This is a genomic window from Oceanimonas baumannii, from assembly GCF_002245495.1.
Taxonomy (GTDB): Bacteria; Pseudomonadota; Gammaproteobacteria; order Enterobacterales; family Aeromonadaceae; genus Oceanimonas; species Oceanimonas baumannii.
The window spans coordinates 23,051-48,376 of record NZ_NQJF01000019.1 but is presented as its reverse complement, the minus strand read 5'-3'; the positions used below and the strand labels follow the sequence as shown (position 1 = coordinate 48,376).

At 57.4% G+C, this 25,326-nt stretch carries 25 protein-coding genes and 4 tRNA genes; 8 read left to right on the top strand and 21 right to left on the bottom strand.

Annotated features, from left to right (window positions below; genetic code table 11):
- The 5 genes from B6S09_RS17360 to B6S09_RS17340 form a co-directional block, all read right to left on the bottom strand.
- Positions 1-376, bottom strand: a 376-nt coding sequence (locus B6S09_RS17360) for a GTP-binding protein (protein ID WP_211281093.1), incomplete at its 3' end; no start/stop codon positions are given.
- A 98-nt stretch (positions 377-474) separates the two neighbouring features.
- A tRNA-Thr gene (locus tag B6S09_RS17355) sits at positions 475-550 on the bottom strand.
- Between the two features lie 2 nt (positions 551-552).
- Positions 553-627, bottom strand: a tRNA-Gly gene (locus B6S09_RS17350).
- A gap of 65 nt (positions 628-692) precedes the next feature.
- Positions 693-777: transfer RNA gene (locus B6S09_RS17345), tRNA-Tyr, on the bottom strand.
- 10 nt (positions 778-787) lie between these two features.
- Positions 788-863: transfer RNA gene (locus tag B6S09_RS17340), tRNA-Thr, on the bottom strand.
- 231 nt (positions 864-1,094) lie between these two features.
- On the opposite strand from B6S09_RS17340, the gene coaA reads away from it, so the two are divergent.
- The gene (coaA, locus tag B6S09_RS17335; protein WP_094279743.1) at positions 1,095-2,036 is read left to right on the top strand and encodes a type I pantothenate kinase; all 942 of its coding nucleotides are present in this window, start codon (positions 1,095-1,097) and stop codon (positions 2,034-2,036) included.
- Between the two features lie 155 nt (positions 2,037-2,191).
- On the opposite strand, the gene birA is transcribed toward coaA, so the two are convergent.
- The 11 genes from birA to B6S09_RS17280 all read right to left on the bottom strand — a co-directional run bounded on the left by birA (position 2,192) and on the right by B6S09_RS17280 (position 12,761).
- Complete coding sequence (birA, locus tag B6S09_RS17330) at positions 2,192-3,166, bottom strand: bifunctional biotin--[acetyl-CoA-carboxylase] ligase/biotin operon repressor BirA (RefSeq protein ID WP_094279742.1); 975 nt, start codon at positions 3,164-3,166, stop codon at positions 2,192-2,194.
- Positions 3,154-4,182, bottom strand: coding sequence for a UDP-N-acetylmuramate dehydrogenase (murB, locus tag B6S09_RS17325; RefSeq protein ID WP_094279741.1), 1,029 nt, complete (start codon positions 4,180-4,182; stop codon positions 3,154-3,156). The genes birA and murB overlap by 13 nt, the downstream gene beginning before the upstream one ends.
- 69 nt (positions 4,183-4,251) lie before the next feature.
- Positions 4,252-4,512 carry a trypsin-like peptidase domain-containing protein gene (locus B6S09_RS17320; protein WP_094279740.1) on the bottom strand — a complete coding sequence of 87 codons (261 nt, stop codon included), beginning with the start codon at positions 4,510-4,512 and terminating at the stop codon, positions 4,252-4,254.
- Positions 4,470-5,300 (bottom strand): SEL1-like repeat protein, encoded by an 831-nt coding sequence (locus B6S09_RS17315; protein WP_094279739.1) that lies wholly within the window; start codon positions 5,298-5,300, stop codon positions 4,470-4,472. Before B6S09_RS17315 ends, B6S09_RS17320 begins: the two co-directional genes overlap by 43 nt.
- Before the next feature lie 48 nt (positions 5,301-5,348).
- Positions 5,349-7,259: a DNA topoisomerase III gene (locus B6S09_RS17310; RefSeq protein WP_094279738.1), complete on the bottom strand. Its 1,911-nt coding sequence runs from the start codon at positions 7,257-7,259 to the stop codon at positions 5,349-5,351.
- Positions 7,260-7,305: 46 nt separating this feature from the next.
- A complete protein-coding gene (locus tag B6S09_RS17305; protein ID WP_094279737.1) occupies positions 7,306-7,767 on the bottom strand; it encodes a hypothetical protein in 462 nt (153 codons plus the stop codon).
- A 62-nt stretch (positions 7,768-7,829) separates the two neighbouring features.
- Positions 7,830-8,426, bottom strand: coding sequence for a protein-methionine-sulfoxide reductase heme-binding subunit MsrQ (msrQ, locus tag B6S09_RS17300; protein WP_094279736.1), 597 nt, complete (start codon positions 8,424-8,426; stop codon positions 7,830-7,832).
- Entirely contained in the window at positions 8,426-9,436 is a 1,011-nt protein-coding gene (msrP, locus tag B6S09_RS17295; protein ID WP_094279735.1) for a protein-methionine-sulfoxide reductase catalytic subunit MsrP, read from the bottom strand. Before msrP ends, msrQ begins: the two co-directional genes overlap by 1 nt.
- 58 nt (positions 9,437-9,494) lie before the next feature.
- Positions 9,495-10,835, bottom strand: coding sequence for a sigma 54-interacting transcriptional regulator (locus tag B6S09_RS17290; protein ID WP_094279734.1), 1,341 nt, complete (start codon positions 10,833-10,835; stop codon positions 9,495-9,497).
- Complete coding sequence (locus tag B6S09_RS17285) at positions 10,832-11,329, bottom strand: hypothetical protein (protein WP_094279733.1); 498 nt, start codon at positions 11,327-11,329, stop codon at positions 10,832-10,834. The genes B6S09_RS17290 and B6S09_RS17285 overlap by 4 nt, the downstream gene beginning before the upstream one ends.
- The gene (locus tag B6S09_RS17280) at positions 11,322-12,761 is read right to left on the bottom strand and encodes a sensor histidine kinase (RefSeq protein WP_094279732.1); all 1,440 of its coding nucleotides are present in this window, start codon (positions 12,759-12,761) and stop codon (positions 11,322-11,324) included. The genes B6S09_RS17285 and B6S09_RS17280 overlap by 8 nt, the downstream gene beginning before the upstream one ends.
- A gap of 218 nt (positions 12,762-12,979) precedes the next feature.
- Here B6S09_RS17280 and B6S09_RS17275 point away from each other — a divergent pair, with 218 nt between their 5' ends.
- Positions 12,980-13,384, top strand: a complete 405-nt coding sequence (locus tag B6S09_RS17275; RefSeq protein WP_094279731.1) for a CBS domain-containing protein — start codon at positions 12,980-12,982, stop codon at positions 13,382-13,384.
- Between the two features lie 65 nt (positions 13,385-13,449).
- Here the strand turns inward: B6S09_RS17275 and asnA are convergent, their stop codons facing one another.
- On the bottom strand, positions 13,450-14,442 hold the full coding sequence (gene asnA / locus B6S09_RS17270; RefSeq protein ID WP_094279730.1) for an aspartate--ammonia ligase: 993 nt from the start codon (positions 14,440-14,442) through the stop codon (positions 13,450-13,452).
- 136 nt (positions 14,443-14,578) lie between these two features.
- Here asnA and asnC point away from each other — a divergent pair, with 136 nt between their 5' ends.
- On the top strand, positions 14,579-15,055 hold the full coding sequence (asnC, locus tag B6S09_RS17265) for a transcriptional regulator AsnC (protein ID WP_369329646.1): 477 nt from the start codon (positions 14,579-14,581) through the stop codon (positions 15,053-15,055).
- 1 nt (position 15,056) lies between these two features.
- On the opposite strand, the gene B6S09_RS17260 is transcribed toward asnC, so the two are convergent.
- Positions 15,057-15,539, bottom strand: coding sequence for a hypothetical protein (locus B6S09_RS17260; RefSeq protein WP_094279729.1), 483 nt, complete (start codon positions 15,537-15,539; stop codon positions 15,057-15,059).
- Between the two features lie 175 nt (positions 15,540-15,714).
- Between B6S09_RS17260 and B6S09_RS17255 the strand changes: the two genes are divergently transcribed.
- The 5 genes from B6S09_RS17255 (at position 15,715) to B6S09_RS17235 (ending at position 21,916) form a co-directional block, all read left to right on the top strand.
- Entirely contained in the window at positions 15,715-16,440 is a 726-nt protein-coding gene (locus B6S09_RS17255) for a response regulator (RefSeq protein WP_094279728.1), read from the top strand.
- Positions 16,430-17,800 carry an ATP-binding protein gene (locus B6S09_RS17250; RefSeq protein ID WP_094279727.1) on the top strand — a complete coding sequence of 457 codons (1,371 nt, stop codon included), beginning with the start codon at positions 16,430-16,432 and terminating at the stop codon, positions 17,798-17,800. Before B6S09_RS17255 ends, B6S09_RS17250 begins: the two co-directional genes overlap by 11 nt.
- A 136-nt stretch (positions 17,801-17,936) precedes the next feature.
- Entirely contained in the window at positions 17,937-19,205 is a 1,269-nt protein-coding gene (locus B6S09_RS17245; protein ID WP_094279726.1) for an O-acetylhomoserine aminocarboxypropyltransferase/cysteine synthase family protein, read from the top strand.
- 193 nt (positions 19,206-19,398) lie between these two features.
- Positions 19,399-21,615 carry a heavy metal translocating P-type ATPase gene (locus B6S09_RS17240; protein WP_094279725.1) on the top strand — a complete coding sequence of 739 codons (2,217 nt, stop codon included), beginning with the start codon at positions 19,399-19,401 and terminating at the stop codon, positions 21,613-21,615.
- A 91-nt stretch (positions 21,616-21,706) separates the two neighbouring features.
- Positions 21,707-21,916, top strand: a complete 210-nt coding sequence (locus B6S09_RS17235; RefSeq protein ID WP_094279746.1) for a hypothetical protein — start codon at positions 21,707-21,709, stop codon at positions 21,914-21,916.
- A gap of 363 nt (positions 21,917-22,279) precedes the next feature.
- On the opposite strand, the gene B6S09_RS17230 is transcribed toward B6S09_RS17235, so the two are convergent.
- The 3 genes from B6S09_RS17230 to B6S09_RS17220 form a co-directional block, all read right to left on the bottom strand.
- Positions 22,280-23,584: a TRAP transporter large permease gene (locus B6S09_RS17230; protein WP_094279724.1), complete on the bottom strand. Its 1,305-nt coding sequence runs from the start codon at positions 23,582-23,584 to the stop codon at positions 22,280-22,282.
- Positions 23,574-24,065, bottom strand: a complete 492-nt coding sequence (locus B6S09_RS17225) for a TRAP transporter small permease (RefSeq protein ID WP_094279723.1) — start codon at positions 24,063-24,065, stop codon at positions 23,574-23,576. The genes B6S09_RS17230 and B6S09_RS17225 overlap by 11 nt, the downstream gene beginning before the upstream one ends.
- Before the next feature lie 64 nt (positions 24,066-24,129).
- Entirely contained in the window at positions 24,130-25,137 is a 1,008-nt protein-coding gene (locus B6S09_RS17220) for a DctP family TRAP transporter solute-binding subunit (RefSeq protein WP_094279722.1), read from the bottom strand.
- Between the last annotated feature and the right edge of the window lie 189 nt (positions 25,138-25,326).

The following is a 25,326-nucleotide window of genomic DNA, read 5'->3' as shown; positions in this document are numbered from 1 at the left end:
CCTGGCGGGCCAGCAGGATGTGCTCACGGGTTTGCGGCATGGGGCCGTCGGTGGCAGCTACTACCAGGATCGCGCCGTCCATCTGGGCAGCACCGGTGATCATGTTTTTCACGTAGTCAGCGTGACCGGGGCAATCAACGTGGGCGTAGTGACGAGTTTCGGTATCGTACTCAACGTGAGAAGCTGCGATGGTGATACCACGGGCCTTTTCTTCCGGAGCGTTGTCGATCTGATCGTAACCGCGGGCAGAGCCACCCATTTTCTTGGCCAGTACAGTAGTAATGGCAGCGGTCAGAGTCGTTTTACCGTGGTCAACGTGACCGATAGTACCAACGTTAACGTGCGGTTTTGTACGTTCAAATTTTTCTTTAGACATGCTCGTCCCTCTAACTGGTTGGGTGGTGAGCTATACCACGCGAATCACAAGCAGGAAGTATATAACAAAAAAGGCCTGAGGGTGTTTTAGTAAAGAAGTGGTGCTGATACCCAGAATCGAACTGGGGACCTCACCCTTACCAAGGGTGCGCTCTACCATCTGAGCTATATCAGCACTGGAGCGGGCAGCGGGAATCGAACCCGCATCATCAGCTTGGAAGGCTGAGGTAATAGCCATTATACGATGCCCGCGGTGGTCTTTACTTGAACGACCTCAAACCGCTTTTTAATGCCCGTCGGGGACGAACACTGAAACTTGGTGGAGGGAGCTGGATTCGAACCAGCGAAGGCGGAGCCGTCAGATTTACAGTCTGATCCCTTTGGCCACTCGGGAACCCCTCCAAATTTTAAATGGTGCCGGCAGAAGGAGTCGAACCCTCGACCTACTGATTACAAGTCAGTTGCTCTACCAACTGAGCTATGCCGGCACACGAGCGGGACGAACTATAGGGCATGGGCATGGTGCTATGCAATACCCTTTTGACAAGTTTTTGCAAGGATAAGACTGTTCGGGCAAAAAAACACCAGAACTCCTTCTATTACCCGCTGTCCCTGATGAGAGCCAGTGCACAATACGACCAATAGCGGTCACCTTGTTGCCTTGTTGAACACCGCGGCTTTGGTGTATGGTCGGACGGCAACTCACAGGACACCCCTTGATGAAGACAGACACCCATTCTCCTTACCTGGCCTTTTCCCGCCAAACCTGGTCGGAACTGCGCGAATCCGTGCAGCTTCCGCTTAGCGAAGACGACCTGATGCGCTTACGCAGCATGAACGATCGCATCTCCCTGGCCGAAGTCAGGGATATTTACCTGCCTTTGTCCCGCTTGCTGAACCTGTATATCAAAGCCAAGCAACGGCGCAGCCGGGTACTGGATCAGTTTCTGGGTAATGAACATCATCATGTGCCCTATGTGATCAGTGTGGCCGGCTCAGTCGCGGTGGGGAAAAGCACCACCGCCCGTATTCTGAAAACCCTGCTGGAGCGCTGGCCCCAGCATCCGCGGGTGACCCTGGTAACTACCGACGGCTTTCTTTACCCTAATGCCGAGCTGGAGCGCCGCGGGCTGATGAAGAAAAAGGGCTTTCCCCAGTCCTACGATATGCGCCGGCTGGTGCAATTTGTGTCCGACATCAAGTCCGGCAAACCCGGAGTAAAAGCACCGGTGTATTCCCATCTGACTTACGACATAGTGCCCGGCCAGGAAGTGGTGGTGGAGCAGGCAGATATTGTGATTATCGAAGGGCTTAACGTACTGCAAAGTGGTATGGACTACCCGCACGACCCCCACCGGGTGTTCGTCTCCGACTTCGTGGACTTTTCCATTTACGTGGACGCCGATGAGCGGCTGCTGAAAACCTGGTATGTGGAACGCTTTCTCAAGTTGCGCTCAGGCGCGTTTGCGGATCCCGAGTCCTATTTTCACCACTATGCCCGGCTTAGCGAAGAAGAAGCAGTGGCCACCGCCAGCCGCATCTGGCAGGAAATCAACTACAAGAACCTGAAACAGAACATACTGCCGACCCGGGATCGGGCCGAGTTAATCCTGACCAAGGGGCAGGATCATCAGATAGAACAGATCTGGCTCAAGAAATAGCTTTAGGCCGTAAGCTATCAGCAATAAATGGTGGAGCGGGCTGTTTAGAACCACCTTTAAGATCAGATGGGTTTGGTCAATGGATGCAGGCCTATCATGTTAACTGGCTAAAGTAGCAGATACACACTCCGGTGTTTTTACTTAAAGCTGGCAGCTTACGGCTGCTGTTCGCCCCGCAGCGAAATTTCCCCGCCCAGATAACGCTTTATTTCACCGTTTTCCAGTTCCAGCAGCAAGGCACCCTGTTCATCAATTCCCCGGGCGATACCGGGCACCTGCTGCTCCCCCATCAGGATCCGCACTGGCTTGCCATTGAAATAATCCAGCCGGTTCCAGCGCTCGCGGAAGCCGGCAATGCCTTCCTGCTCAAAATGAATCAGCGCATTCTGCAAGGCAACGGCCAGCTCAATCACCAGCGCATTGCGATCAGTAATGTCACCAAGCTCAGCCAGCTCGGCCCAGGGCTGAGTAATCTTGTCCTGCTCGGTAGCGGGCAGAGTCAGATTCAGTCCCATGCCAATCACCAGATGACAAGGACCACCAGCGGTGCCGGACATTTCCACCAGAATACCTGCCAGCTTGCGGCCATTAAGGTACAGATCGTTGGGCCATTTCAGCGCGACTCCGGCAAAACCGGCGGCTTCCAGGGCTTCTACCACCGCGATCCCCACCACCAGACTCAGCCCCATGGCTGCCGCCATGCCCTGCTCCAGCCGCCAGTACATGCTCATCACCAGCTGGCCGCCAAAGGGTGACACCCAGCTGCGGCCACGCCGGCCACGTCCCGAGGTCTGACATTCAGCCAGACACAGGTCTCCCTTGCTCAGTTGCTCAACCGACTCCAGCCAGCGCTGATTGGTCGAGCTAATCACCGGCACCACCTCCACTCTGGCCGGGGCAAGCTCACGGGCAAGGCGCACCGGATCAAGCAATTGCAGTGGGACCGCCAGCCGGTAACCCTTGCCACTGACGCTGTAGATATCCAGCCCCAGTTGCTTGAGTGCCTGTACATGTTTGCTGACCGCAGCCCGGCTCACATGCAGCTCCTCTCCCAGTTGCTCACCAGAATGAAACTGGCCATCGGCCAGCAAACGCAACAGTGCCTCACGTAATGGGGTCAGTTCAGCCATGACAGCGCCTCGTCCAGATGAGTTTCACCCTCGGCACCAATCATTCGTACCTCTGGTTCCAGCTGAACACCAAACTGACCGCTGACCCGATCCCGTACCAGCGCCGCCAGCCGCAGAATATCTTCACTGGTGGCCTCCCCCCGGTTTACCAGTACCAGAGCCTGCCGCTCGTGTACGGCAGCGCTCCCCACCGCCGTTCCTTTCAGACCGGCTTTTTCGATCAACCAACCGGCGGCCAGCTTGGCCTGACCTCCTTCCGCCGGATACACCGGCAAGTCGGGCCAGGCCAGCTTCAGTGCTTCAGCCTGTGCCGGAATTACCTTGGGGTTTTTGAAAAAACTGCCGGCATTACCCAGCTCGGCCGGGTCCGGTAACTTGGCCCGGCGGGTAGCACACACTTGCTCAAATACTTGATGTGCGGTGGCATGTTCACCCAGCTCTGCCAATGGACCGTAACCCAGCATCGGTTGCCAGACCCTGGGCAAGCGCAGCGTGACCGACAAAATCAGGTGCTCCCGGGCCTGATGTTTAAACACACTGTCCCGATAGCCAAACGCGCACTCGGCCGCCGTCCAGTAACGGGTTTCACCGCTCTGCCAGTCATAACTTTCCACTCGCTCGCAGAAACGGGACAACTCTACGCCATAGGCACCAATATTCTGAATCGGAGCGGCCCCGACGGTGCCCGGGATAAGTGCCAGGTTTTCCAGTCCGGGCATATCGTGTTCCAGGCAATAACACACCAGCTCATGCCAGTTTTCCCCACCCTGCACCGTCAGCAGCCAGTCATCAGGGGTGCCGGTCACCTCGATACCTTTCAGCCGGTTCACCACTGCCTGCCCCCTGAAAGGGACGGTAAACAGCAGATTGGAACCTTCTCCCACCACCAGCCGGGGCCCTTGATAACCGGAGAGCCCGGTCAGCTGATCTCTGTGGTCAAGGATCACGATGTCATCGGCCGTCTGCGACAGGCCAAAGGTATTAAAAGGTAAAAGAGAACGGGCGTTGCTCGGCATGGTGTTGAATCCTGAGAAAATGCCGGTGCAGTGTACCCCAAGACGCCCCCCGGGTTAACCGGGGCACCCTCAGTGGCGGGTGCTGTCTTCCAGAAAAGCCTGAACCTCGTCAGCAGCGACGGCAAAGTTGAAATTGCCCCAGGCCTTCACTCCTCTGATGGTAATTCCCACCAGGTTGCCGCTTTCATCAAACAGACCGCCTCCGGACGAGCCATAACTGATGGGGGCCGTGGTCTGCACAAAACCCACGCCGTTCTCGCTGCGCCGGGCAGACACAATGCCTTCGGTCAGGGTTTTATCAAAACCCGCCGGTGCACCAATCGCCAGCACTTTCCCCCCACCTGCACACTGTCACTGAACCGCGCACGGTTGCTGAACGTCAGCCGCTGTCCGTCTTTCAGTGCCAGCAGCGCCAGATCCCGGCGGGTATCGGTATATAGCACCTGCCAGATCAGAATATCCGACTCCCGCACCAGGTTATCCTCTTGTCGGTTAATACTCACCGGCACCCCGCCTTGCGCCACCAGATGACGGCTGGTTACCGCCCGGTACGTATCAATGGCCACCGCTGAGCCCAGACTAAGGGGTTCCAGACCCGCATTCAGTTGCCGGTATACCACCACCTTATATACAGCGGGGCTGCGAGCTTCATACAAACTGGCGGCCGACATGGCTGCTCCGGCTTGTGCTACCTGTTGCAGTCCGGGAGGGGTCAGCAGCGCCAGACGACGGTCACAGTCACTATCTCCCAGAGCGGCACAGACTGAAAAATGATGCTTTGCCCGTAAATTATTGCTGCGGCCGGCAGAGTCATCGCCGGCATACAGCTCCCCCAGCAATGCATGAGCCAGAACCTGCCACTGCGGATCCCGGCTCTTGCTCAGCCGTTCCAGCCAGATAATGGCCTGTGCTTTACCTTCTCCCTCAAGGTACCTTTGCGCCAGCCGATACTGGGCGTCCGGTTGCCCGTCGGCAGCTGCAGCGTTGTCATCATCAAAGGTACTTCGGTGATAGCCGGAAAGGCGGGAAGTATCATCAGCCTGCTGCTGTGCCCCGGCTATCACGCCACATCCTGCCAGCAGCAACAACACCAGCAACACAGACAAGCGGCTTTTCATGATGGGCTTTCCGCTACGAATGGAATGGAAAGCTTAAGCATAGCAGTATCAGGCCCGGCGCTTGCCCGCCCTCTTGCGTTTGCGCGGAGGCTTTCCCCCCTGCAAACCACGAAACGTCTCGGGCCGTACGCTATCAATCAGCATCGGCAGCTGACCCTGTAATTGCTCCATAAACTGACGATAGCCCGCCTGCTTGCGACTGATGGCATCCAGCACCGCTTCCCAGCGAGCGGTCATATCGGGGGTGGTAGCCGACTCAGGCAGACTGGCAATCAGCCGGCAGCCCGCCTCGGTGGCGTGGATTTGCCGGCCCTGGCGCTCGAGAAAACCACGGGTAAACAGCAGCTCAATAATCCCCGCCCGGGTCGCCTCTGTGCCCAGACCGTCGGTGTCCCGCAGAATTTTTTTCAGCTCCCCGTCAGTCACATAGCGGGCAATATGAGTCATGGCCGACAGCAAGGTGGCATCGGTGAAGGGCCGTGGAGGCTGGGTTTGCTTTTCCTGCAGCTCGCCTTGTAGGCACTGCACCCTATCCCCCGCCTTCAGCGCCGGCAGCCGGGATTGCAGCTCGTCGTCCTCTTCCTGCTCGTCCTTACTCTGGCTAAACAGAGCTTTCCAGCCCGGCACCATCTGCTGGCGGGCCTTGGCCAGAAACCGGCCACCGGCGATCTCCACCTCCACCTTTTTCTCATCCAGCTCCTGATGGGGATAAAACTGGGCCGCATACTGACGGGCAACAAGCTCATAAATTTGCCGCTCTGTGCCGGACAGCCGTGCACCGTCGGTTTTGCGGGTGGTGGGAATAATCGCGTGATGGGCTTCCACCTTGCTGTCGTTCCAGGCCCGGCCACGAATGCCGGTATCGGCCTGAGCCACCGCCGGTGCCAGTGCCGGGCAGACAACGGCGATGGCCGCCAGCACCGACGGCCCCTGGCCGAAATGCTCGGCGGGCAGGTAACGGTTGTCGGAGCGGGGATAGGTAATCAGCTTGTGCCGTTCGTACAGCCCCTGACACACATCCAGCACCTGCTTGGCGCTGAGCCCGAAACGACGGGCGGCGTCTATCTGCAGCGCCGACAGATTATAGGGCAGTGGCGGTGGGATGCGCTGGCGCTTGCGGTCGGCGGCCAGTACTGTGCCCGGCTGACCGGTAATGCGGCGGATGACGTTTTCCGCTAGGGCCCGGGACAGCACCCTGCCCTCTTCGTCCTGCCACGGCTGGCAGGCTTCACTGGGCTGCCATTTGGCACGAAACTGCTCCTCGCTGTCGGTTTGCAGCAATGCTTGTACTTCATAAAACGGCTTGGGCTTAAAGTCGGCAATATCCCTGTCCCGGCGTACCACCAGTCCCAGCACCGGGGTTTGCACCCGGCCCACCGAAAGCACACCGTTATAGCCGGCGCTGCGCCCGGCCAGGGTACAGAGCCGGGTCATGTTGATGCCGTAGAGCCAGTCGGCCCGGGAACGGGCCAGTGCCGACACCGACAAGGGCACAAATTCCTTGTTGGGTTTAAGCGCAGCCAGGGATTTCTTGACCGCCGTCGGGTTAAGATCGCTGATCAGACAGCGCTGCACCGCTTCACGCTTGGTGGCAGGCACCTTGCAGTAGCTGATGACCTCGTCCACCAGCAATTGACCTTCGCGGTCCGGATCGCCGGCATGGACAATGGCATCGGCCTCTTTCAGCAGCTTCTTGAGCACGGCAAGCTGCTTTTTGGTCTTCGGCTTGGCCACCAGTTTCCAGTCGTCGGGAATGATCGGCAGGTGCTCGCGCCGCCATTGTTTAAAGACAGGATCGTAGGCATCGGGCTCGGCCTGCTCCAGCAGGTGGCCGATACACCAGCTGACCACGTCGCCGTTGGCCAGACGAATAAACCCCTCACCCTTTTGCTGGGGCTTGGGCAATACTTCGGCCATGGCCCGGGCCAGGCTGGGTTTTTCAGCGATATAAAGAATCATGCTGGTTGTCTGCAACTACTGTGAAAGTTGGCCAAAGCAAGCCGGCTCAGTAATCCTCATTCAGCAAAAAGTCGTCCATCGCTTCTACCAGATAGGACCAGTCGCTTTCAGGCACCGGCGTCACCGGGTCTTCATCCCCTTCGCCATATTCGTCCCAGTAGTGGGCACGCAGGGCCAGGGCAAAGTCGGAATAATCCTCGGCCAACGCCTGCAGCGGGCCAAACCAGATGATGCGGGTCAGGCCGGAGGTCAGATCGTTGAGGTATTCGGTGAGCACCTGGGGATCCGGGTACTGAGCCATCAGCAGCTCAAAGCGCTCCCGGGCGGCGATATGCTGATCCGGGTCCAGCTCACCCAGCTCGGCCACATGCTGCAGGTAGTCGGTGAGCACAAATTCCCGGGCCTGCTCTTCACCTGCCAGCCACTGGCAGCGGGTTTCCTTGCGACTGATGATAGACAATGCCACTCCTTCATCGAGAAAACACAGGGCCCATAATTGATCGTCCATCGGTTACTCCATGGCGGCAGAAGGTTAAACTGCCGCCAGTGTAACGGAAAATAACGACATCATCACCGAAACAGCCGGAGCAACCGTTCGCGCCGCAAAAACAGCAGCAGCAGTCCGGTCAGCAAGTAGACCAATGGTTCAATCCAGCCCGACTTCACCGACCACCAGAAATGCACACACACAATCACGACTGCGGGATAAATCCAGTGATGCAGCGTTTGCCAGCGCCGGCCCAGCCGGCGTTGCCAGCCCTGCGTGGAAGTGATGGCCAGCAGTAACAGTATTATCCAGGCGGCCATGCCCAGGGTGATAAAGCCCCGCTTGAGCACCTCTTCACCAATCAGCCCCCAGGCCAGCTGCAGATCCAGCAGTATCCAGGCCAGCAGGTGCAAGCTGGCATAAGCAAAACACCAGAGCCCCATCGCCCGGCGCAGCCGCACCAGAGGAGCAAGCCGGAAGCGCTTGGCCAGAGGCGAGACACACAGTGTCAGCAATAACAGACGTAAGGCCCAGATACCGAGGTAGTGCAGCAGCTCGGGGACTGGATCGGCGCTGAAGTGGCCAGTGGCAAAGCCCCACGGCAACCACAGTAATGGCAGGGCCGCCAGCAGGTGCACCAGGATGCGCAGCCGGTGCAGACGAATAGCGTCAATCCGCATCAGTAGAACTTCCTCAGATCCATGCCGGCGTAGAGCGCAGCCACTTCTTCTTCGTAGCCATTGAACATCAGGGTGGGTTTGCGTTCACTGCCAAACAGTCCCCCTTCACCGATGGCCCGCTCACTGGCCTGACTCCAGCGCGGATGATCCACTCCGGGATTCACATTGGCATAAAAGCCATACTCGTAAGGGGCCAGCTGATTCCAGGTACAGGGTGGCTGACGTTCGGTCAGGCTGATGCGCACGATGGATTTAATACCTTTAAAGCCGTACTTCCAAGGCACCACCAGCCGCACTGGAGCTCCGTTCTGGTTGGGCAGGGTCTTACCGTACATTCCCACCACCATCAGGCTGAGCGGGTGCATGGCTTCGTCCATACGGAGACCTTCAACATAGGGATACTGAATGCCTCCCCCCACATAGCGGGATGCCTGACCTCGCATCTGCTCGGGATCATACAGAGTTTCAAAAGCTACATACTTCGCCTTTGAGGTGGGGTTGGCCGCTTTTATAATGCCGGCCAGTGGCACCCCCAGCCAGGGAATAACCATGGACCAGGCTTCCACACAGCGGTGACGATAAATCCGTTCTTCCAGCCGCTGCTGTTCCATCCAGGCCCATACATCGATGGTTTGGGGCTTCTCCACTTCACCATCAATTTTTATGGTCCAGGGTCTGACTTTCAGCCCCTGTGCGTGACGCACAGGATCCGACTTGTCGGTACCGAATTCATAAAAATTGTTATAGCTGGTGGCCACCTGTTCGGCGGTAGGGTTGAATGCCGGCTGATAAGCCTCCGGCCGGTCATAAGACAACGTCATTTGGTTCGGCACAGGCGGCGCTTTTTCCTTGCCCAGCAAATTGCCGAACACACTGGCCCCGGCAGGCAGACTGAGGGCCGCAGCTCCCAGGCCAAGCCCCTGAATAATGCGACGGCGCTGAAGGTAAACACGTTCCGGTGTCACCTGGTGTTCACTGAGTGCTGACGTTTTTCGAACCCTGATTAGCATGAATACTCCTGCAGACGTGTTTTGTATACAGGAGCATGACAGCCGGAAAAAACTTTCGTCAGTCACCTTTGCCTTTAAAGGCACCGGCTTCAATACCGTGCCGGCTGAGCAACTTGTAAAAGTCGGTACGGTTACGCCCTGCCAGCCCCGCCGCCTGAGTGACATTGCCCTCGGTCATACGCAGTACCTTGTTGAGATACATACGCTCAAATTCGGCCCGGGCTTCATTAAAGGTAGGAAACTGCTCACTACTGCCGGAAAGAATACCTTCCACCAGCTGGGCACTGATCACCGGCGCCGAGGCCATCGCTACTGCCTGTTCAACCAGATTAAGCAGCTCGCGCACATTTCCCGGCCAGGGTGCCGCCGCCAGCAAAGACAGTGCATCCGGTGCAAAACCGGTGACTTGCGTGTGCTGGCGCTGACGAATTTGTTCAAGAAAGTGACGGGCCAGCAGCGGAATATCTTCAGGGCGCTCTTTCAATGCCGGAAGTGCCAGGTTCACCACGTTCAGCCGGTAGAACAAGTCTTCCCGGAAGCGTTCCTGCTCCATGGCACCCACCATGTCCCGGCTGGTCGCCGACAACACCCTCACATCCGTTTTTATGCTGTGTTCACTGCCACGAGGACGCACTTCCTGCTGTTCCAGCGCCCGCAGCAACCGGGCCTGCAATCGTGGCGGCAGTTCATCTACTTCTTCCAGCAACAGAGTACCGCCACGGGCAGTGATGAGGGCGCCTGAATAGTCCGCATCGGCCCCGTCAAAGGCACCGCGTACATGGCCAAACAGCTCCGATTCCAGCAAGGGCTCGGTTAATGAGCCGCAGTTAAGCACCATAAAGGGGTGATCCCGGCGCGGGCTGGCCTGATGCAGCGTCCGGGCCATCAGCGCCTTACCCGCTCCTGCCGGGCCGGTGATCAACACACTGATATCGAGGGGGGCAATACGCCGGGCCTGCTCCAGGACCCCCGTCATCGCCGGACTACGGGTCAGCATATTATGTTGCCAGTCGCCTTCAAAAGCCGGTAGCGACACCGCCAGCGCTTCATTAATGGTCTTGCGCAGGGCTTCCTTATCGATAGGCTTGGTCAGAAAACCGAATACGCCGGAACGGGTGGCGGATACGGCATCGGTAATGGAGCCGTGGGCCGTCATAATCACCACAGGCAGGCCAATATGCTTGTGCTGGATCCGCTCAAACAGTGCCAGGCCATCCATGCCATCCATCCGCAAATCACTCAGCACCAGTTCAGGCCGGTGCTGCTCCAGCCATTCCAGCGCTTCTGCTCCCGAAGTAGCGGTGGCCACCTCAAAGCCTTCACTGCGTAAACGCAGACCCAGCAGCTTGAGCAGACTGACGTCGTCGTCAACCAGCAGTATGCGGGCTTTGCGCGTCATTGCTCTTCCCCCTGATAGCGGCGCTCGTTAATTTGCTCATCGATGGTGGCCAGCTCATTCAGCTTATGGCTAAGCGCATTGATCTGCTGCTGACGGTCGGTGATCACCCGGTTAAAGGTAATCAACTCCTGGTTATACAACTGATGAATGGTAAAGAACTGCTGCAACCGGGTATTAACGCCAGGAACCGCCTTGTTAAACAATTGCTGAGCCTGCTGGCGCTGAGCCAGATTGGCTTTGGGGTGACTGAGCCACAGCGCCAGTAGCAGTTCATCCTGCGCCGGCGACTGTTGCAATCGTTTGATTTCATTCAGGCGCTCGGTTTCCGTGCTTTGCACTATGGTATGCGACAGTTCCAGCCAATACACCAGATCATCATGCTTGCTGCCTTCCAGCGCCTTGGGCATATGTATTTCATCAAATGAAAACGGCCCCGTACTGCCGCAACCTGTTAAAAGCAGTGCCAGCACGCCACATGCCAGAAATTTATTCATTTATCTGTTCCTTGCTCTCATAGACAGGCAGGCCCAGCTCAAAGCGAACCCACCCTGTTTTTGTTGAATCCAGCGCCAACCGGCCGCCCATGCTGATTGCCGATTCGCGAGCGATACTCAGACCGATGCCCGAGCCTTTCAGCACGCCTTTGCGTTCCTGACTGCCCTGGACAAAAGGTTCAAAAATACGCTCCCGATCCGCCTCTGGAATCGATTGGCCGGTATTGGCAACACTCAGCACATATTCCTGCTCACTGGCACGGGTGTAAATGCGAATTTCGCCGCTTTCATCACCGTAGTTCACCGCATTGGAAATCAGGTTTTCCAGTACTAACCGCAGCCGGTGGTTATCTGCCAGTGGTTGTCTGTCGTCCAGCTCCAGCAGCACCCTCATACCCTTGTTTTCGAGGGTTAGCCGGTGCGCCTCAATGCTTTCATCCAGTAACGGCTTTAAATCCACCGGCTGATGATATACCTGTACCTGCTGAATACGATTGTAATCCAGCAGTTGTTCGATCAGCCCCTGCAGCCGGTAACTGTTGTCCACCAGCAGTCCACAAATTTCTTCCTGCTCGACAGTCAGCGGGCCGGTCACTTTTTCCGCCAGCAGATCGGCACCTTCCCGCAAGCTGGCAAGCGGGGTTTTCAGCTCATGAGATAAATGCCGCAAGAACTGCAGCTTCTGTGCTTCCAGTTCTCTCAGACGATGATGCAGCCAGTGCAGCCGTTCCCCCAACTCTACCAGCTCGGCAGGGCCTCTTATCGGCCGTTCATCGGGGTCAACGCCGGCCCCCAGCCCCAGGATTCGACGCTCCAGCTGGCGCACCGGACGAATAATCAGATAGGTAAACAACAATACCAGTACCAGACTGGCTCCGCCCAGGCTGCCACTCAGCAGCCACATGCGCCGGCGTACCTCGGCCACCTGCTCACGAATACGGTTAATACGCACATCAATCTGTTCCCGGGCCAGCCTATCAAGCTCCACATTGGCCTGGTTGAAGGCATCAAAAATCTCTACCCGTTCGCGAATTTTTGCACCGCTGGCCTGGGCCAGATCCACCAGCTCAATCAGCTGGTCCCGTAGTGCGACATCCAGCTCACCGGCATCCACCGCCCGGAGCAAGGGTTCCATTTCTTTGCGATAGCGTTCCAGCAGACGCAGATAATGCAGCCGCAACTCGGGTGCCTCCAGCACGGCATAGCGACGAATGGTCCGCTCCATATCCAGCGCCAGATCATTCATGTCGGATGCCCGCCGGGTGTCGGTCACAGCACTCTGCATACCTTCCTCTGCCAGCCGGTTCACCCTTTCCAGGGTGCGGCTGTTCTGAATAACCAGCAAAATAAGCGGTAGCAATACCAGAGTAAAAGCAATCAACACCAAGTGCAGTAATGAGCGGGGTGCGAATCCCCTGGCCGCTTTTGTCATCTGCTTCTGATTCCTTTGGTGCTGATTATTAAGCGGGTCAGAATAGCAAAATTAGCGATAAATACGGATTAAAGAATGTACTGGATTACCCATCCGCCAACGGGCTATGCTGATATCAGACTCACTGTTCGGCTATCAATAACAAAGGAAAGGCCTATTGGCCGTGTAGCAGAATGCCTGCCACAATCGGTTTATCAGTCACTTAAGGGAGAATGGCTATGGCAACAGTTGGTGAAATTATGCGGCACAGTCTGCCCATGCTGACCACAAGCATGTCGATGTCGGAGGCGCTGGATCGTATGCTGGACTCCGGCCTGAGCGGCTTGCCGGTGGTAGACAGCCAGCGTCATCTGATTGGCTTTCTGTCAGAACAGGACTGTATACCCAAGCTGCTGGGTGCCAGTTATCACTGCGATAACCGGGTGGTGGTCTCCGACCTGATGCGTAACGACCCGCTCAGTGTCACCGCTGAAACCGACGTATTTGAACTGGCCCGCACCATGGGCGGCCCCAAACCCAAGCTTTACCCGGTAGTAGAAGACAACAAGGTGATTGGGATGGTCACCCGTCATCAGGTAATGACGTTTCTGAATAACCAGCTCAAAACCTGCCTGGCCACCTGATCATCAGCATGCAATAACAAAGGGGCACGAACGTGCCCCTTTGTTTTGCAATGATTCCCGGCTGCTTACAGCAGGCCATCCACGGTTTCGCTAAGTTCTGCCGGCCATACACCACACTGTACCTGACCAATATGGCTCAGTTGCAGCAACAGCATGGCAAGGCGGGACTGACCAATGCCACCGCCAATGGTCTGGGGCAGTTCACCCGCCAGCAGTGCCTGGTGCCATTCCTGGCCGGCACGATCTTCATGTCCGGTAAGCGCCAGCTGGCGACGCAGTGCTTCCTGGTCTACGCGAATACCCATGGAAGAGATTTCGAAGGCGTCTTCCAGCACCGGGTTCCACACCAGAATATCGCCGTTCAGACCAGCCAGACCGCTCTGCCCCTCGGTGGACCAGTCGTCGTAGTCCGGGGCACGCATATCGTGAATGTCACCATGGCTCAACTTACCGCCAATGCCGACCAGGAACACCGCACCCAGTTCCTTGGCGATAGCACGTTCACGACCTTTGGCATCTAGGTCCGGGTAACGGGCCAGCAGCTCTTCGGCGTGCAGCACCTGGATTTTTTCCGGCAGGAAGGGAGTGAAACCAAACTCGGCTGCCGCGGCCTGCTCGGTACGCTTGATGGCTCCGTAGATGCGCTCAACTGTCTGCACCAGGAAGCCTTCATGGCGGTCTTCGGCACCCATCACCTGCTCCCAGTCCCACTGATCCACATAAACTGAGTGAATCGGGCTGAGCCGATCTTCGTCGGGACGCAGCGCCTTCATATGGGTGTAAATCCCCTCACCCGGCTCAAAACCGAAACGCCCCAGGGTATGACGCTTCCACTTGGCCAGGGAGTGCACCACTTCGTAGCACTCACCAGGAATGGCTTTTACCTTCACCTGCACCGCTTTTTCGGATCCGGACAGGTTGTCCTGCATACCATCGCCCAGACGGCTGAGAATAGGAGCCTGCACTTCCAGCAGATTGAGCTGCTGCGCCAGCTGACCGGAAAAGTATTCTTTTACAAAACGGATTTGGCGTTGGCGTTCAATATAGGCTTTTTTCATCTCATCCACCTGGAGTTGCTGATTGGTTTTGATGAATACTCAGGCATTCGAACATGAAATTCAATAACTAGTGGAAAAAACTCAATTACAGAATTAAATTCATCAAAATAAACCACTTTTTTTAAGGAATATTCAAATGCACATGGAAAAAGGCGACGTTCATTACCGAATCGACAATCTGGACAAATCCATCCTGATGGCCCTGATGGACAATGCACGCACACCCTATGCCGAACTGGCTAAACGTTTTGGTGTCAGTCCCGGAACCATCCACGTGCGGGTGGAAAAAATGAAACAGGCAGGAATTATTGAAGGTACCAGGGTGCAGGTAAACGCCAAGAAGCTGGGGTATGACGTCTGCTGCTTTATCGGCATCATACTAAAAAGCGCCCGGGACTATCCGCGGGCGCTGGCTCAGCTGGAGGCGCTGGAAGAAGTAGTCGAGGCCTACTACACCACTGGCCACTACAACATCTTTATCAAGGTCATGACCCACTCCATCGACGAGTTGCAGCAGGTACTGATTCACCGGCTGCAGCCCATTGAGGAAATTCAGTCCACCGAAACACTGATCTCGCTGCAGCAGCCGATTGATCGGGACGTCACGCCCTGATTCAGTTTTCCATTTTGCTGACCATTTCGCGCATCAGCCTGAGCTTTTCTTGCTTGAGTTTGCTGTCGGCGGCAATTTTTTCCAGAGTGGCCGTTTTCAGCTCGGCATTGGTTTCACTGCTGGCCTCGTTTTCGGCCATCAGCCGGTGCAGTTTCAGGTTTTGCTCCATCATATCGAGACGGGCCTTTTGGGTGGCAAGATACTGGGCTTTGAGCTCGGGCGAGTCCAGTTTTTCCATGCGAGCCTTCAGCCGCTGCTCAAACCGGGCCGGCTCCATCTGTCTGCCGCCATGATGGCGCTTGCCATCATGTCCCCATTCATGATGACCTGGCCCCATATGCTCCTGGACATGCTCCCGTCCGGGCCCCATGCGTTCACCGGTGTTTTCATCCATCATCGGGCCCCTTCCGCCGTGAGCGCTGACCAGCGCAGGAACAGCCAGCAGGGTGGCAGCCAGCAATAAAGCATGACGATGCGTTTTCATAATGATGTCCTCTCGTTGGTTGACACTAGTCATTAAAGCAGCTGCCTGTCAGTAAAGTGTGTCGGCAGCACACCCGTTTGCAACAAAGTGTCACAGCACAACGCCATGACACACTTTGACATTATTTCTCTGTGGCCTGCACTTATACTGAGCCGGACATGGCAGGAGATCCGAAATGAACAAGGGCAAAGAGTTACTGGTGGTGGATGATCATGGCGAGATTCGCGATTTGCTCAGCCGCTTTCTGGAGCAGCATGGTTACAAGGTACATGGCGTACGCGACGGCAACGCCATGCGCCAGCATCTGCTCCGCCACCAGCCGGACCTGATTATTCTGGATTTAATGCTCCCCGGTGATGATGGCCTGACTCTGTGCCGGGAGCTGCGGGGCAAAGGCAACAATGTTCCCATCATCATGCTGACCGCCATGGGCGAAGATACCGACCGTATTGTGGGCCTGGAAATGGGTGCCGACGATTATCTGCCCAAACCGTTCAACCCCCGTGAATTACTGGCACGCATCAAGGCCGTCCTGCGCCGCCAGTCCGGCGGTGAGCAGCCCACCGGCACCGACATGCCGCAGAAGCTGCGTTTTGGCCACTGGCTGCTGGACACGGCACGGCGTGAGCTGACCAGTCAGCAAGGGGTCACCATCAGTCTGAGCACCGCCGAATTCGACTTACTCCGGGTGTTCACTCAACATCCGAACAGAGTGCTGAGCAGGGATCAATTGCTGGATCTGGCCCGGGGCCGGGAAGCGCAGGCTTTTGACCGGGCTATCGATACCCTGGTCAGCCGGCTGCGGCGCAAGCTGGAAACCGACTCCAGAAACCCCGAACTGATTAAAACCATCTGGGGAGGTGGCTATATGCTGGCTGCCGAGGTGCATCATGAAGACTGATCGGCTCCGCTACTGGCTGGGCAGTCTGACCGGACAAATCATTCTGGTGGCCCTGTGTGCGCTGGTACTAGTACAGCTGGTCAGCCTGCAAATCTACCGGCTGGAACGGGAAGAAACACTGGGGCTGGTGAACAGCCGCTTTACCCTGCAGCGACTGATGGCGGTCACCAGGCTGCTGCATCAGTCACCTCCCGAACTACACCGGGAAATTTTGCGGGCCAGCCGTAGCGAAACCCTGCTGCTGAGCCTTAGCCGCCAGGTACCGACTGACGGGGAGCGCAGCCGTCTTTTTGAACATATTGTACGTAGCCGGCTGGATTATGCGCCGGAACTGGACATTCGTATTAATGCCGAGACCGGCCAGGGCCAGGCCCTGCCGCCGCCGTCCGAACGACGCCATCGCTATCCTCCCCACACCCGTCGCCCCGATATTCGCCTTTATGGCGGCATTGAACTGAGCGACGGCCGCTGGCTGCATTTTACTTCTCTGGTGGATGCCGACAGCCCGGGCTGGTCAGTTAAGGCCATATTGTCCCTGATCTTGCTGGCAGCCCTGCTGACGGGCCTGATGATCTGGCTGCTGCAACGCACCACACAGCCGCTCAAGCAACTGGCCCGGCGCGCCGAGCGCCTGGGCCGGGGTGACAAGGTCAATCCGCTGCCGGAAACCGGACCAAGCGAAATCCGTGACACCCTGTCGGCCTTTAACCGCATGCAGGAACGACTGGATCGCTTTGTTACCGACCGAACCCGCATGCTGGCGGCCATTTCCCACGATCTGCGTACGCCCCTGACCAGCCTGCAACTGCGCTGCGAGTTTTTGCCCGAGGGAGAAGACAAGCACAAACTGCAACAGGGGCTGAAACGCATGGAGCAAATGCTTAATGCCACCTTGCGATTCGCCCGGGACGACGCTCAGGACGAGCCCATGCGCGATCTGGATTTGTCCAGTCTGGTGCAAAGCCTGTGTGACGATCTGCAGGATGCCGGCCACCTGGTCAGCCTTGAGGAGCGTGAACCCATTCTGTTTCGTGGCCGCAGCCAGGCCCTGCGCCGGGCACTGCAGAATCTGCTGGAAAACGGCATTAAGTATGGCGAGCGAGTGGAAGTGCGCCTGCTCGATGAACCCGGTCATATCCGCATTCTGATCCGCGATTTCGGCCCGGGCATTGCCGACGATCAGCTGGAAGAAGTATTCAAACCCTTTACCCGCCTTGACAGTGCCCGCAACCTGGAAGACGGCAGCATCGGCCTGGGCCTGGCCATTGCCCGCACCCTTATTCACCAGCACGGCGGTGAACTGCACCTGGCCAACCACTCCCGCGGCGGCCTGCTGGCCACCGTCATCCTGCCGCATTAACCATCATCACTTCTGCCGGCCGGCACCGTGGCGTCAGCCGGGTCAGCGATGCACCGACCCGGCACACCCGGTCTTTACACCCTCCGGCAAACTGCCTACATTGATGGGCTTCGAATGAAATACAAGGACGCCCCCCATGAAAGACGCAACGCTGGCCATACACCACGGCTACACCACCGACCCCACCACCAGAGCGGTGGCTACTCCTATTTACCAGACCGTGGCCTATGAATTCGAAAGCGCGCAACACGGTGCCGATCTGTTCAACCTGGAAGTGCCGGGCAACATTTATACCCGCATTATGAACCCCACCAACGACGTGCTGGAAAAACGCGTGGCCGCGCTGGAAGGCGGCATCGCCGGCCTGGTGGTATCCGCAGGCAGCGCCGCCATTCATTATGCACTGATCACGCTGGCCAAGAGCGGCGATAACATCGTCACTACCCCTCAGCTTTATGGCGGCACTTACACCCTGCTGGCACACATGCTGCCCGATATGGGCATTGAAGTACGCTTTGCCGAAGATGCCAGCCCGGCGGCCATCGCCAAACTGATCGATGCCAATACCAAAGCGGTATACTGCGAAAGCATCGGCAACCCGGCTGGCAACGTGGCCGACATCCGCGGTCTGGCCGAGGTGGCCCATGCCGAAGGCGTGCCTCTGGTGGTGGATAACACCGTAGCCACCCCGGTGCTGTGCAAACCTATTGAACACGGTGCCGATATCGTCGTGCACTCGCTCACCAAATACATCGGCGGCCACGGCAACTCCCTCGGCGGCATTATTGTGGACAGTGGCAAGTTCCCCTGGGCCGAGCACAAAGCACGCTTCCCTCAGTTCAGTAACCCGGAAGCGGCCTATCACGGCGTGGTTTATAACGAGGCCTTCGGCCCTGCCGCCTTTATTGCCCGCGCCCGTACCGTGCCGCTGCGTAACACCGGCAGCGCTCTGGCACCGCTCAACGCCTTTTTGCTGATGCAGGGACTCGAGACCCTGCCTCTGCGCATGGAACGCCATGTAGAAAACACCTTTAAAGTGGCCGAGTTCCTGCAGAACCATGCAGCGGTAGACTGGGTGAACTATGCCGGCCTGGAAAACCATCCGGATTATGAACGTGCTCAGCAATTCATGAACGGCAAGCCGTCGGCCATCATGTCGTTCGGCCTCAAGGGCGGCTACGAAGCCGGCGTACGTTTCTATGATGCACTCCAGCTTATCAAACGGCTGGTCAACATCGGTGACACCAAGTCTCTGGCCTGTCATCCGGCTTCCACCACCCACCGTCAGATGAGTGCCGCCGAACAGGCTCAGGCCGGGGTGAAACCGGAAATGATCCGGCTGTCCATCGGCATTGAACACGCTGACGACATCATTGCCGATCTGGAGCAGGCACTGCAGGCGTAATTCATCCCGCGCCTCAGTCGTCGCACACCGCCGGTCCGCGTCAGACTTCCTGATGAAACGGCCGCTGCCAGCAAGCTCCCTGGCAAGAAAAAAGAAGGCACCCGACGGTGCCTTCTTTTTTTATAACCGCCATTGACTCTTGACCAAACTCCAGGGTTTACACTCTGTTCAGTGCATTCCAAAGGAGCAAACCATGAGTCATTGTTGTGATCCTCAGACACACCATCAGCCAGTTACCACTGGCAAGAACCCCGGCAACGGCTTGCCGGACGCCAGCACCACAGAGCACCGCTGGCGTATTCACGGCATGGACTGTCCAAGCTGTGCCGGAAAAATAGAAACCGCCGTACGCCGTCTGCCCGGTGTTTACCGTGCCGATGTTCACTTTGCCACAGAGCGGCTGAGCGTACAGCTTACCGCTGAAGGTAACCGGGAACAGGTAGTGCGGGCCATTCACGCCACCGGTTTTACCCCCTTTAATGAGCAGGCAGCGCTGGCTGCAGAGACTCCTTTCTGGAAACATCATTTCGCCTTGCTGAGCCTGCTGTTGCTGATGCTGCTGGCCGGTGCCACCCAGTTATGGCGACCCGAGAGCGCACTCTGGCTGTTTACGCTGGCCACCCTCTGGGGCCTGATCCCCATTGCGCGCCAGGCCTGGCGACTGGCACACAGCGGTTCCCCTTTTTCCATTGAAATGCTGATGACAGTAGCCGCAACGGGAGCGCTGTTTCTCGGAGAAACCGCCGAGGCCGCCATGGTACTGCTGCTGTTTGCCATTGGCGAAAAACTGGAGAGCCTGGCGGCAGGCCGCGCCCGTCAGGGAGTCAAAACCCTGATGTCGCTGGTACCGGAGCAAGCCAGGCGGATCATGCCCCATGGCACCGAAGATGTGCCCGTCAGTGAACTGAAACCCGGTGACGAAATAGAAATACACCCCGGCGGCCGGCTGCCCGCCGACGGCATCTTGCTGAATACCCGGGCATCCTTTGATGAAAGCGCCATTACCGGCGAGTCAATGCCCGTCGAGCATGACAGCGGCGACAGACTGGCGGCAGGCAGCCTGGTGGTGGACAAAGCAGTGCGTATCAGAGTGTCTTCGCAGCCAGGTAACAGCACGCTGGACCGGATTCTCCACCTTATGGAAGAAGCCGATGCAAATCGAGCCCCTATCGCCCGTTTTATCGATCGCTTCAGCCGCTGGTATACCCCGGCCATGATCGTCATCGCCATCCTGGTCGCAGTACTCCCCCCGTTAGGGCTGGGTGCCGACTGGGAAACCTGGACTTACCGGGGCCTGGTGCTGCTGCTGATCGGCTGCCCCTGCGCTCTGGTCATCAGCACTCCGGCAGCCGTCACCTCCGCCCTGGCTGCCGCCACCCGCATGGGTGTGCTGATCAAGGGAGGAGCGGCCCTGGAGCAATTGGGTAAGGTGGATATGCTGACCTTTGACAAAACCGGCACCCTGACCCAAGGGCAACCGGTGCTGCGCGAAATGTGCCTGTATGATTCCTTCGAGCGCAGCCAGGTACTGGCGCTGGCAGCTGGACTGGAAAGCGGATCGCACCATCCACTGGCCAAAGCACTGGTCAATACTGCCGCCACCGAAAACGTTGAGGCCATTGAAACCGGCGAGAAGCACACCCTGCCCGGTGCCGGCATCCAAAGCGAATGGCAGGGCCGGCCGCTGCTTATCTGCTCACCGGATCATCTTAATCACAGCATGTTTACTCCCGCTCAGGCTGCAGACATAGAACGGTTACGGGCCGCTGCCTGCACCCTGGTGGTACTGGTGGTCGATGAACGGGTCGCCGCCCTGTTCGCACTGCAGGATCCCCTGCGTCGTGATGCCGGAGCGGCCCTGACGGCATTGCACGGCCTGGGAGTGAAAAGCCTGATGCTGACCGGAGATCATGAGCTGACGGCACGGCATATTGCCGCCGAACTGGGTATGGATTACCGCGCAGGACTCAAACCCGAACATAAGCTGCAGGAAATAACCCGGCTCAGCAAACAGCACGTCCTTGGCATGGTGGGAGACGGCATTAATGATGCTCCTGCACTCAGGCAGGCCAGTGTCGGCATCGCCATGGGACAGGGTACCGATGTGGCACTGGACAGCGCTGACGCCGCTCTGACCCACAACCGGCTCACCGCACTGGCCGATGCCATCCACTTGTCCAGAGCCACCAGCGCCAATATCCGCCAGAACATCACCCTGGCGCTGGGACTGAAGGCTATCTTCCTGGTGACCAGCATTACAGGTGTCACCGGGCTCTGGCTGGCGGTACTGGCAGACACCGGCGCCACCGCTCTGGTGACCCTCAATGCCCTGCGGCTGCTGAGGTTTACCGCCGGTAAACAACCACCATCCAGCAAGGAAAAAACCAGAAACCACGGCGAAATTCATTAAACTGAAACAAAACTGTCATAAAAGTTTCATTTTCAAAAGAGGCTCCGTGTATGTATGGTGTATATACATTGCATTACAATTTGGACTCACGGTGAGTAATCTTCGCAGCAAGCAGGGCCGGAACAAGAAAAGCAGAAAAGACAGTCAGCTGGTTCTGCGCGTTAACGGCGAAGAAAGAGATGCGTTTATTAGCCTGTGCGAAGCGCTGGATACCAGCGCCGCACGTGAAATACGTCGCTTTATGCGTGACTTTGTGGCGCGTCACTCACCTGCCCAAGAAGCCGAACAGAATCAACATTGAACCAGGCGGTTCAATCACGTAGTGAACCCTGGGGTTCCATTAACGGGCGTTCGCGCCATCGATAAGGAGAACGATAATGAGCAAGGCTGATACCAAAAAGCTGAAGCAAGCCATCAAATCACGCAAGGCGAAAATTGCCAAGCACGAAGGCAAACTGAAAAAGCTGAAGAAAGCGCTGAAAAAAGCCTAAAGTAAAAAGCCGCAGCAAGCTGCGCAATGCCGCTCACTCAGGTGAGCGGCATTTTTCGTTCTGGTGGGTATGTGTTCTGCCACGGTACGCTTGAGGCAAATCCCTATGCAAGCAGAATAAAAAATCCGATGACCAGTGATCATCGGATTTTGTCATGGCGGTGCGAGGGCCGGTTACCAGTCGCCCACCACAAAGCCCATGCGTTCCGGCAGCCACAGCGCCAGCCCCGGGAACACCATCACCAATACCAGTGCACTGAGCATGGTCAGCATAAAGAACAGCGCCCAGCCAAAGGTCTTCTCCAGCCGGATGCCCGCTATCTGGGTGGTCACCATCAGGTTAATCGCCACCGGCGGAGTAAACTGTCCGATCGCGATATTCATCGCCAGCAGAATACCGAACCAGATGGGGTTCCAGCCAAAATGCTGCATCAACGGGACCAATATCGGCGTGATGATCAGGTAAATGGAGATGGCGTCGAGCAGCATGCCCGCCAGCAATACCAGCACCATAATCAGGATCATCAGCACCCAGCCCTGGTCGGATAACGACAACATCGCCTCGGCCAAATGCTGGAAGGTGCCCAGCGTGGTGCCGGCCCAGGCAAAAATACCTGCCAGCGAGATAATGATCATCACCACCCCGGATACCATACCCGCCTCTCCCAGCAGGCCCCAGATATCTTTCAGGCTGAGCTGGCGGTAAACAAAGACCCCCACCAGCAGACCATAAGTCACCGCCACTACCGCCGCTTCAGTGGGAGTAAACAGGCCGGAGCGCAGCCCGCCTAGGATCAGTACCGGAGCAAACAACGCCGGCAAGGCACGGATAAAACTCTCCTTCAGCGGTGGTCGCTCACCCTGAGACGGGTCTTCCCAGCCATTGCGCCTTGCCAGCCACCACACCGGCAGCAATAACGACATACCGGCCAGCACCCCGGGTACCAGACCAGCAGCAAACAGGGCTCGCAGGTCTACTCCCGGCACCACGATCGAATACAGGATCAGGGCGATGGAGGGCGGGATCAGAATGGCCGTCGATGATGCCGAAGCGATCAGGGCTGCTGAAAAAGGCTTGGGGTAGCCGGCCCGGGTCATGCTGGGCAGCATAACCATGGCTACCGCCGCCGCATCGGCCGGGCCGGATCCGCTCATGCCTCCCATAATCAGACACACCAGCACCACTACCAGGCCAAGGCCGCCATGACGCGGACCGATCAGCGCTTGGGCAAAGCGCACCAGGCTCGCCGCCACCCCAGCCCGTTCAAAAATAAGCCCGGTAAGAATAAACAGCGGGATGGCAATCAGGGGGTATTTGGCAATGCTGTTGTACGTATTGGTGCCCAGGGTGGCCAGCATATCCGGTGACAGCCCGGCGACAATGCCGGCGGCTCCGCCCAGGCCCAGCGCAAAGGCGACAGGTACGCCCAGCAACATGGCCGCTCCAAACACCAGCAGCATCAGCAGATCAGGACTCATGAGTCTGCTCCTTAAGACAGGCCCGGCTGCGCGCCAACACGCTCTGGGTCAGCCGCCAAATAATGGCCAGGCACAACAACGGCAGCCAGATAATATAAATCCAGGTGGGATAGCCCAGACCGGGAGACAACGACTCCCAGCTGTACTCCTCCCAGGTCAGCAGGCCGCCATACCAGACGACCAGCGCCAGCAGCAGCACACTGGCAGCCCATTGCAGCAGATACAAGACTACCCGCAGCCTGGGGGGCAGCTTGTTTTCTATCAGCTCAATTCGGATATGGGTATGGCGACGGGACGCCAGGGCTGCACCGGAAAAGGTCAGCACCACCAGCAAAAAAACGGAGAACTCTTCGGTAAAGGCAAAGGAGGCATCAGTGGCATAGCGTACCACCACATTGCCCAGGCTGATCACGCAGATAGCCAGCAGGGCAAGCGCCGCCAGCCAGCGCTCAGGGCCGGCATCGGGGGCAGATCGGGACATGAATACTACTCACGAAAACAACAACAGAAACCCCGGGTGCCCACCCGGGCACCCGGAGCATATATCAACGGGCTTCGATTGCCGCCTTGGCTTCCGCCACCAGCTCGGCACCGATGCGCGGGGTCCATTTTTCATACACTTCAGCGGTAGCATCCACGAAGGCCTGGTGCTGCTCGGGAGTCAGCTCGGTCACTTCCACACCACGCTCACGAATGGCAGCCAGAGTATCAGACAGCTCGCGACGGGATTTTTCTATTTCCCAGGCGCCGGCATCGATAGCCGCCTGCTGCAGCAATTCCCGGTCTTCTGCGGAGAGGGATTTCCATACCCGCTTGTTCACCCCGAAAATCAGCGGATCAGCCATATAATGCCATTGGGTCAGGTACTTTTGCCCTACCTGATCCACCCGGGCAACATCAAATACTGACAAGGGATTTTCCTGGCCGTCGATAGCCCCGGTGGTCAGCGCCGGCTGAGCATCCGCCCAGCTCATCTGAGTAGGATTCGCACCCAAGGTATTAAAGGTGTCGAGGAACAGGGGCGAGCCCACCACCCTCACTTTGAGCCCTTTCAGATCTTCAGGACCATCAACTTGCTTCTTGGAGTTGGACAGTTCACGAAACCCGTTCTCGCCCCAAGCCAGCGGCACGACACCTTTTTTATCGATGGCATTGAATATTTTCTCACCGGCACTGCCCTGAGTAATAGCATCAATTGCCGCTTCATCTGGCATCAGGAACGGCAGAGAAAACAGGTTCAGCTCCGGTACCTGAGGTGACCAGTTAATGGTGGAGGCAACCGCCATGTCGATCAGACCACTGCGCATGGCAGAAAACTCACGGGTTTGATCGCCTGACACCAGCTGGGCATTAGGATAAACCTTGAGGATAATGCGTCCTTCGGAACGCTCATCGACCAGCTCCGCCCACTTGGTGGCGGCCTGTCCCCACGGAAAGGCGTCGGACAGCACGGTGGAAACGGAAAATTCACGACTTTCCTGCGCAAAGGCAGGAACAGCCAGCGTCAAGCTGAGGGCAGCGCTGATGGCCACAGCGGCCTGTTTAACTCGCATAAGAGATCCTTTCTGTCGTTATTGTATTAATCATTCCTGTCGTGGCTGACAGAAGAAAATTCTGCTGAAAGTCAGGCGACACGACGGTCTGCCATAGTGGAGTGAAGAGCTTTGAAAAGTCAACCACAAACCGGAGCCGGAAGACTCCTTACCAGCAAGGAAGCCCGCTCAACCCGGTTGATACCTGAT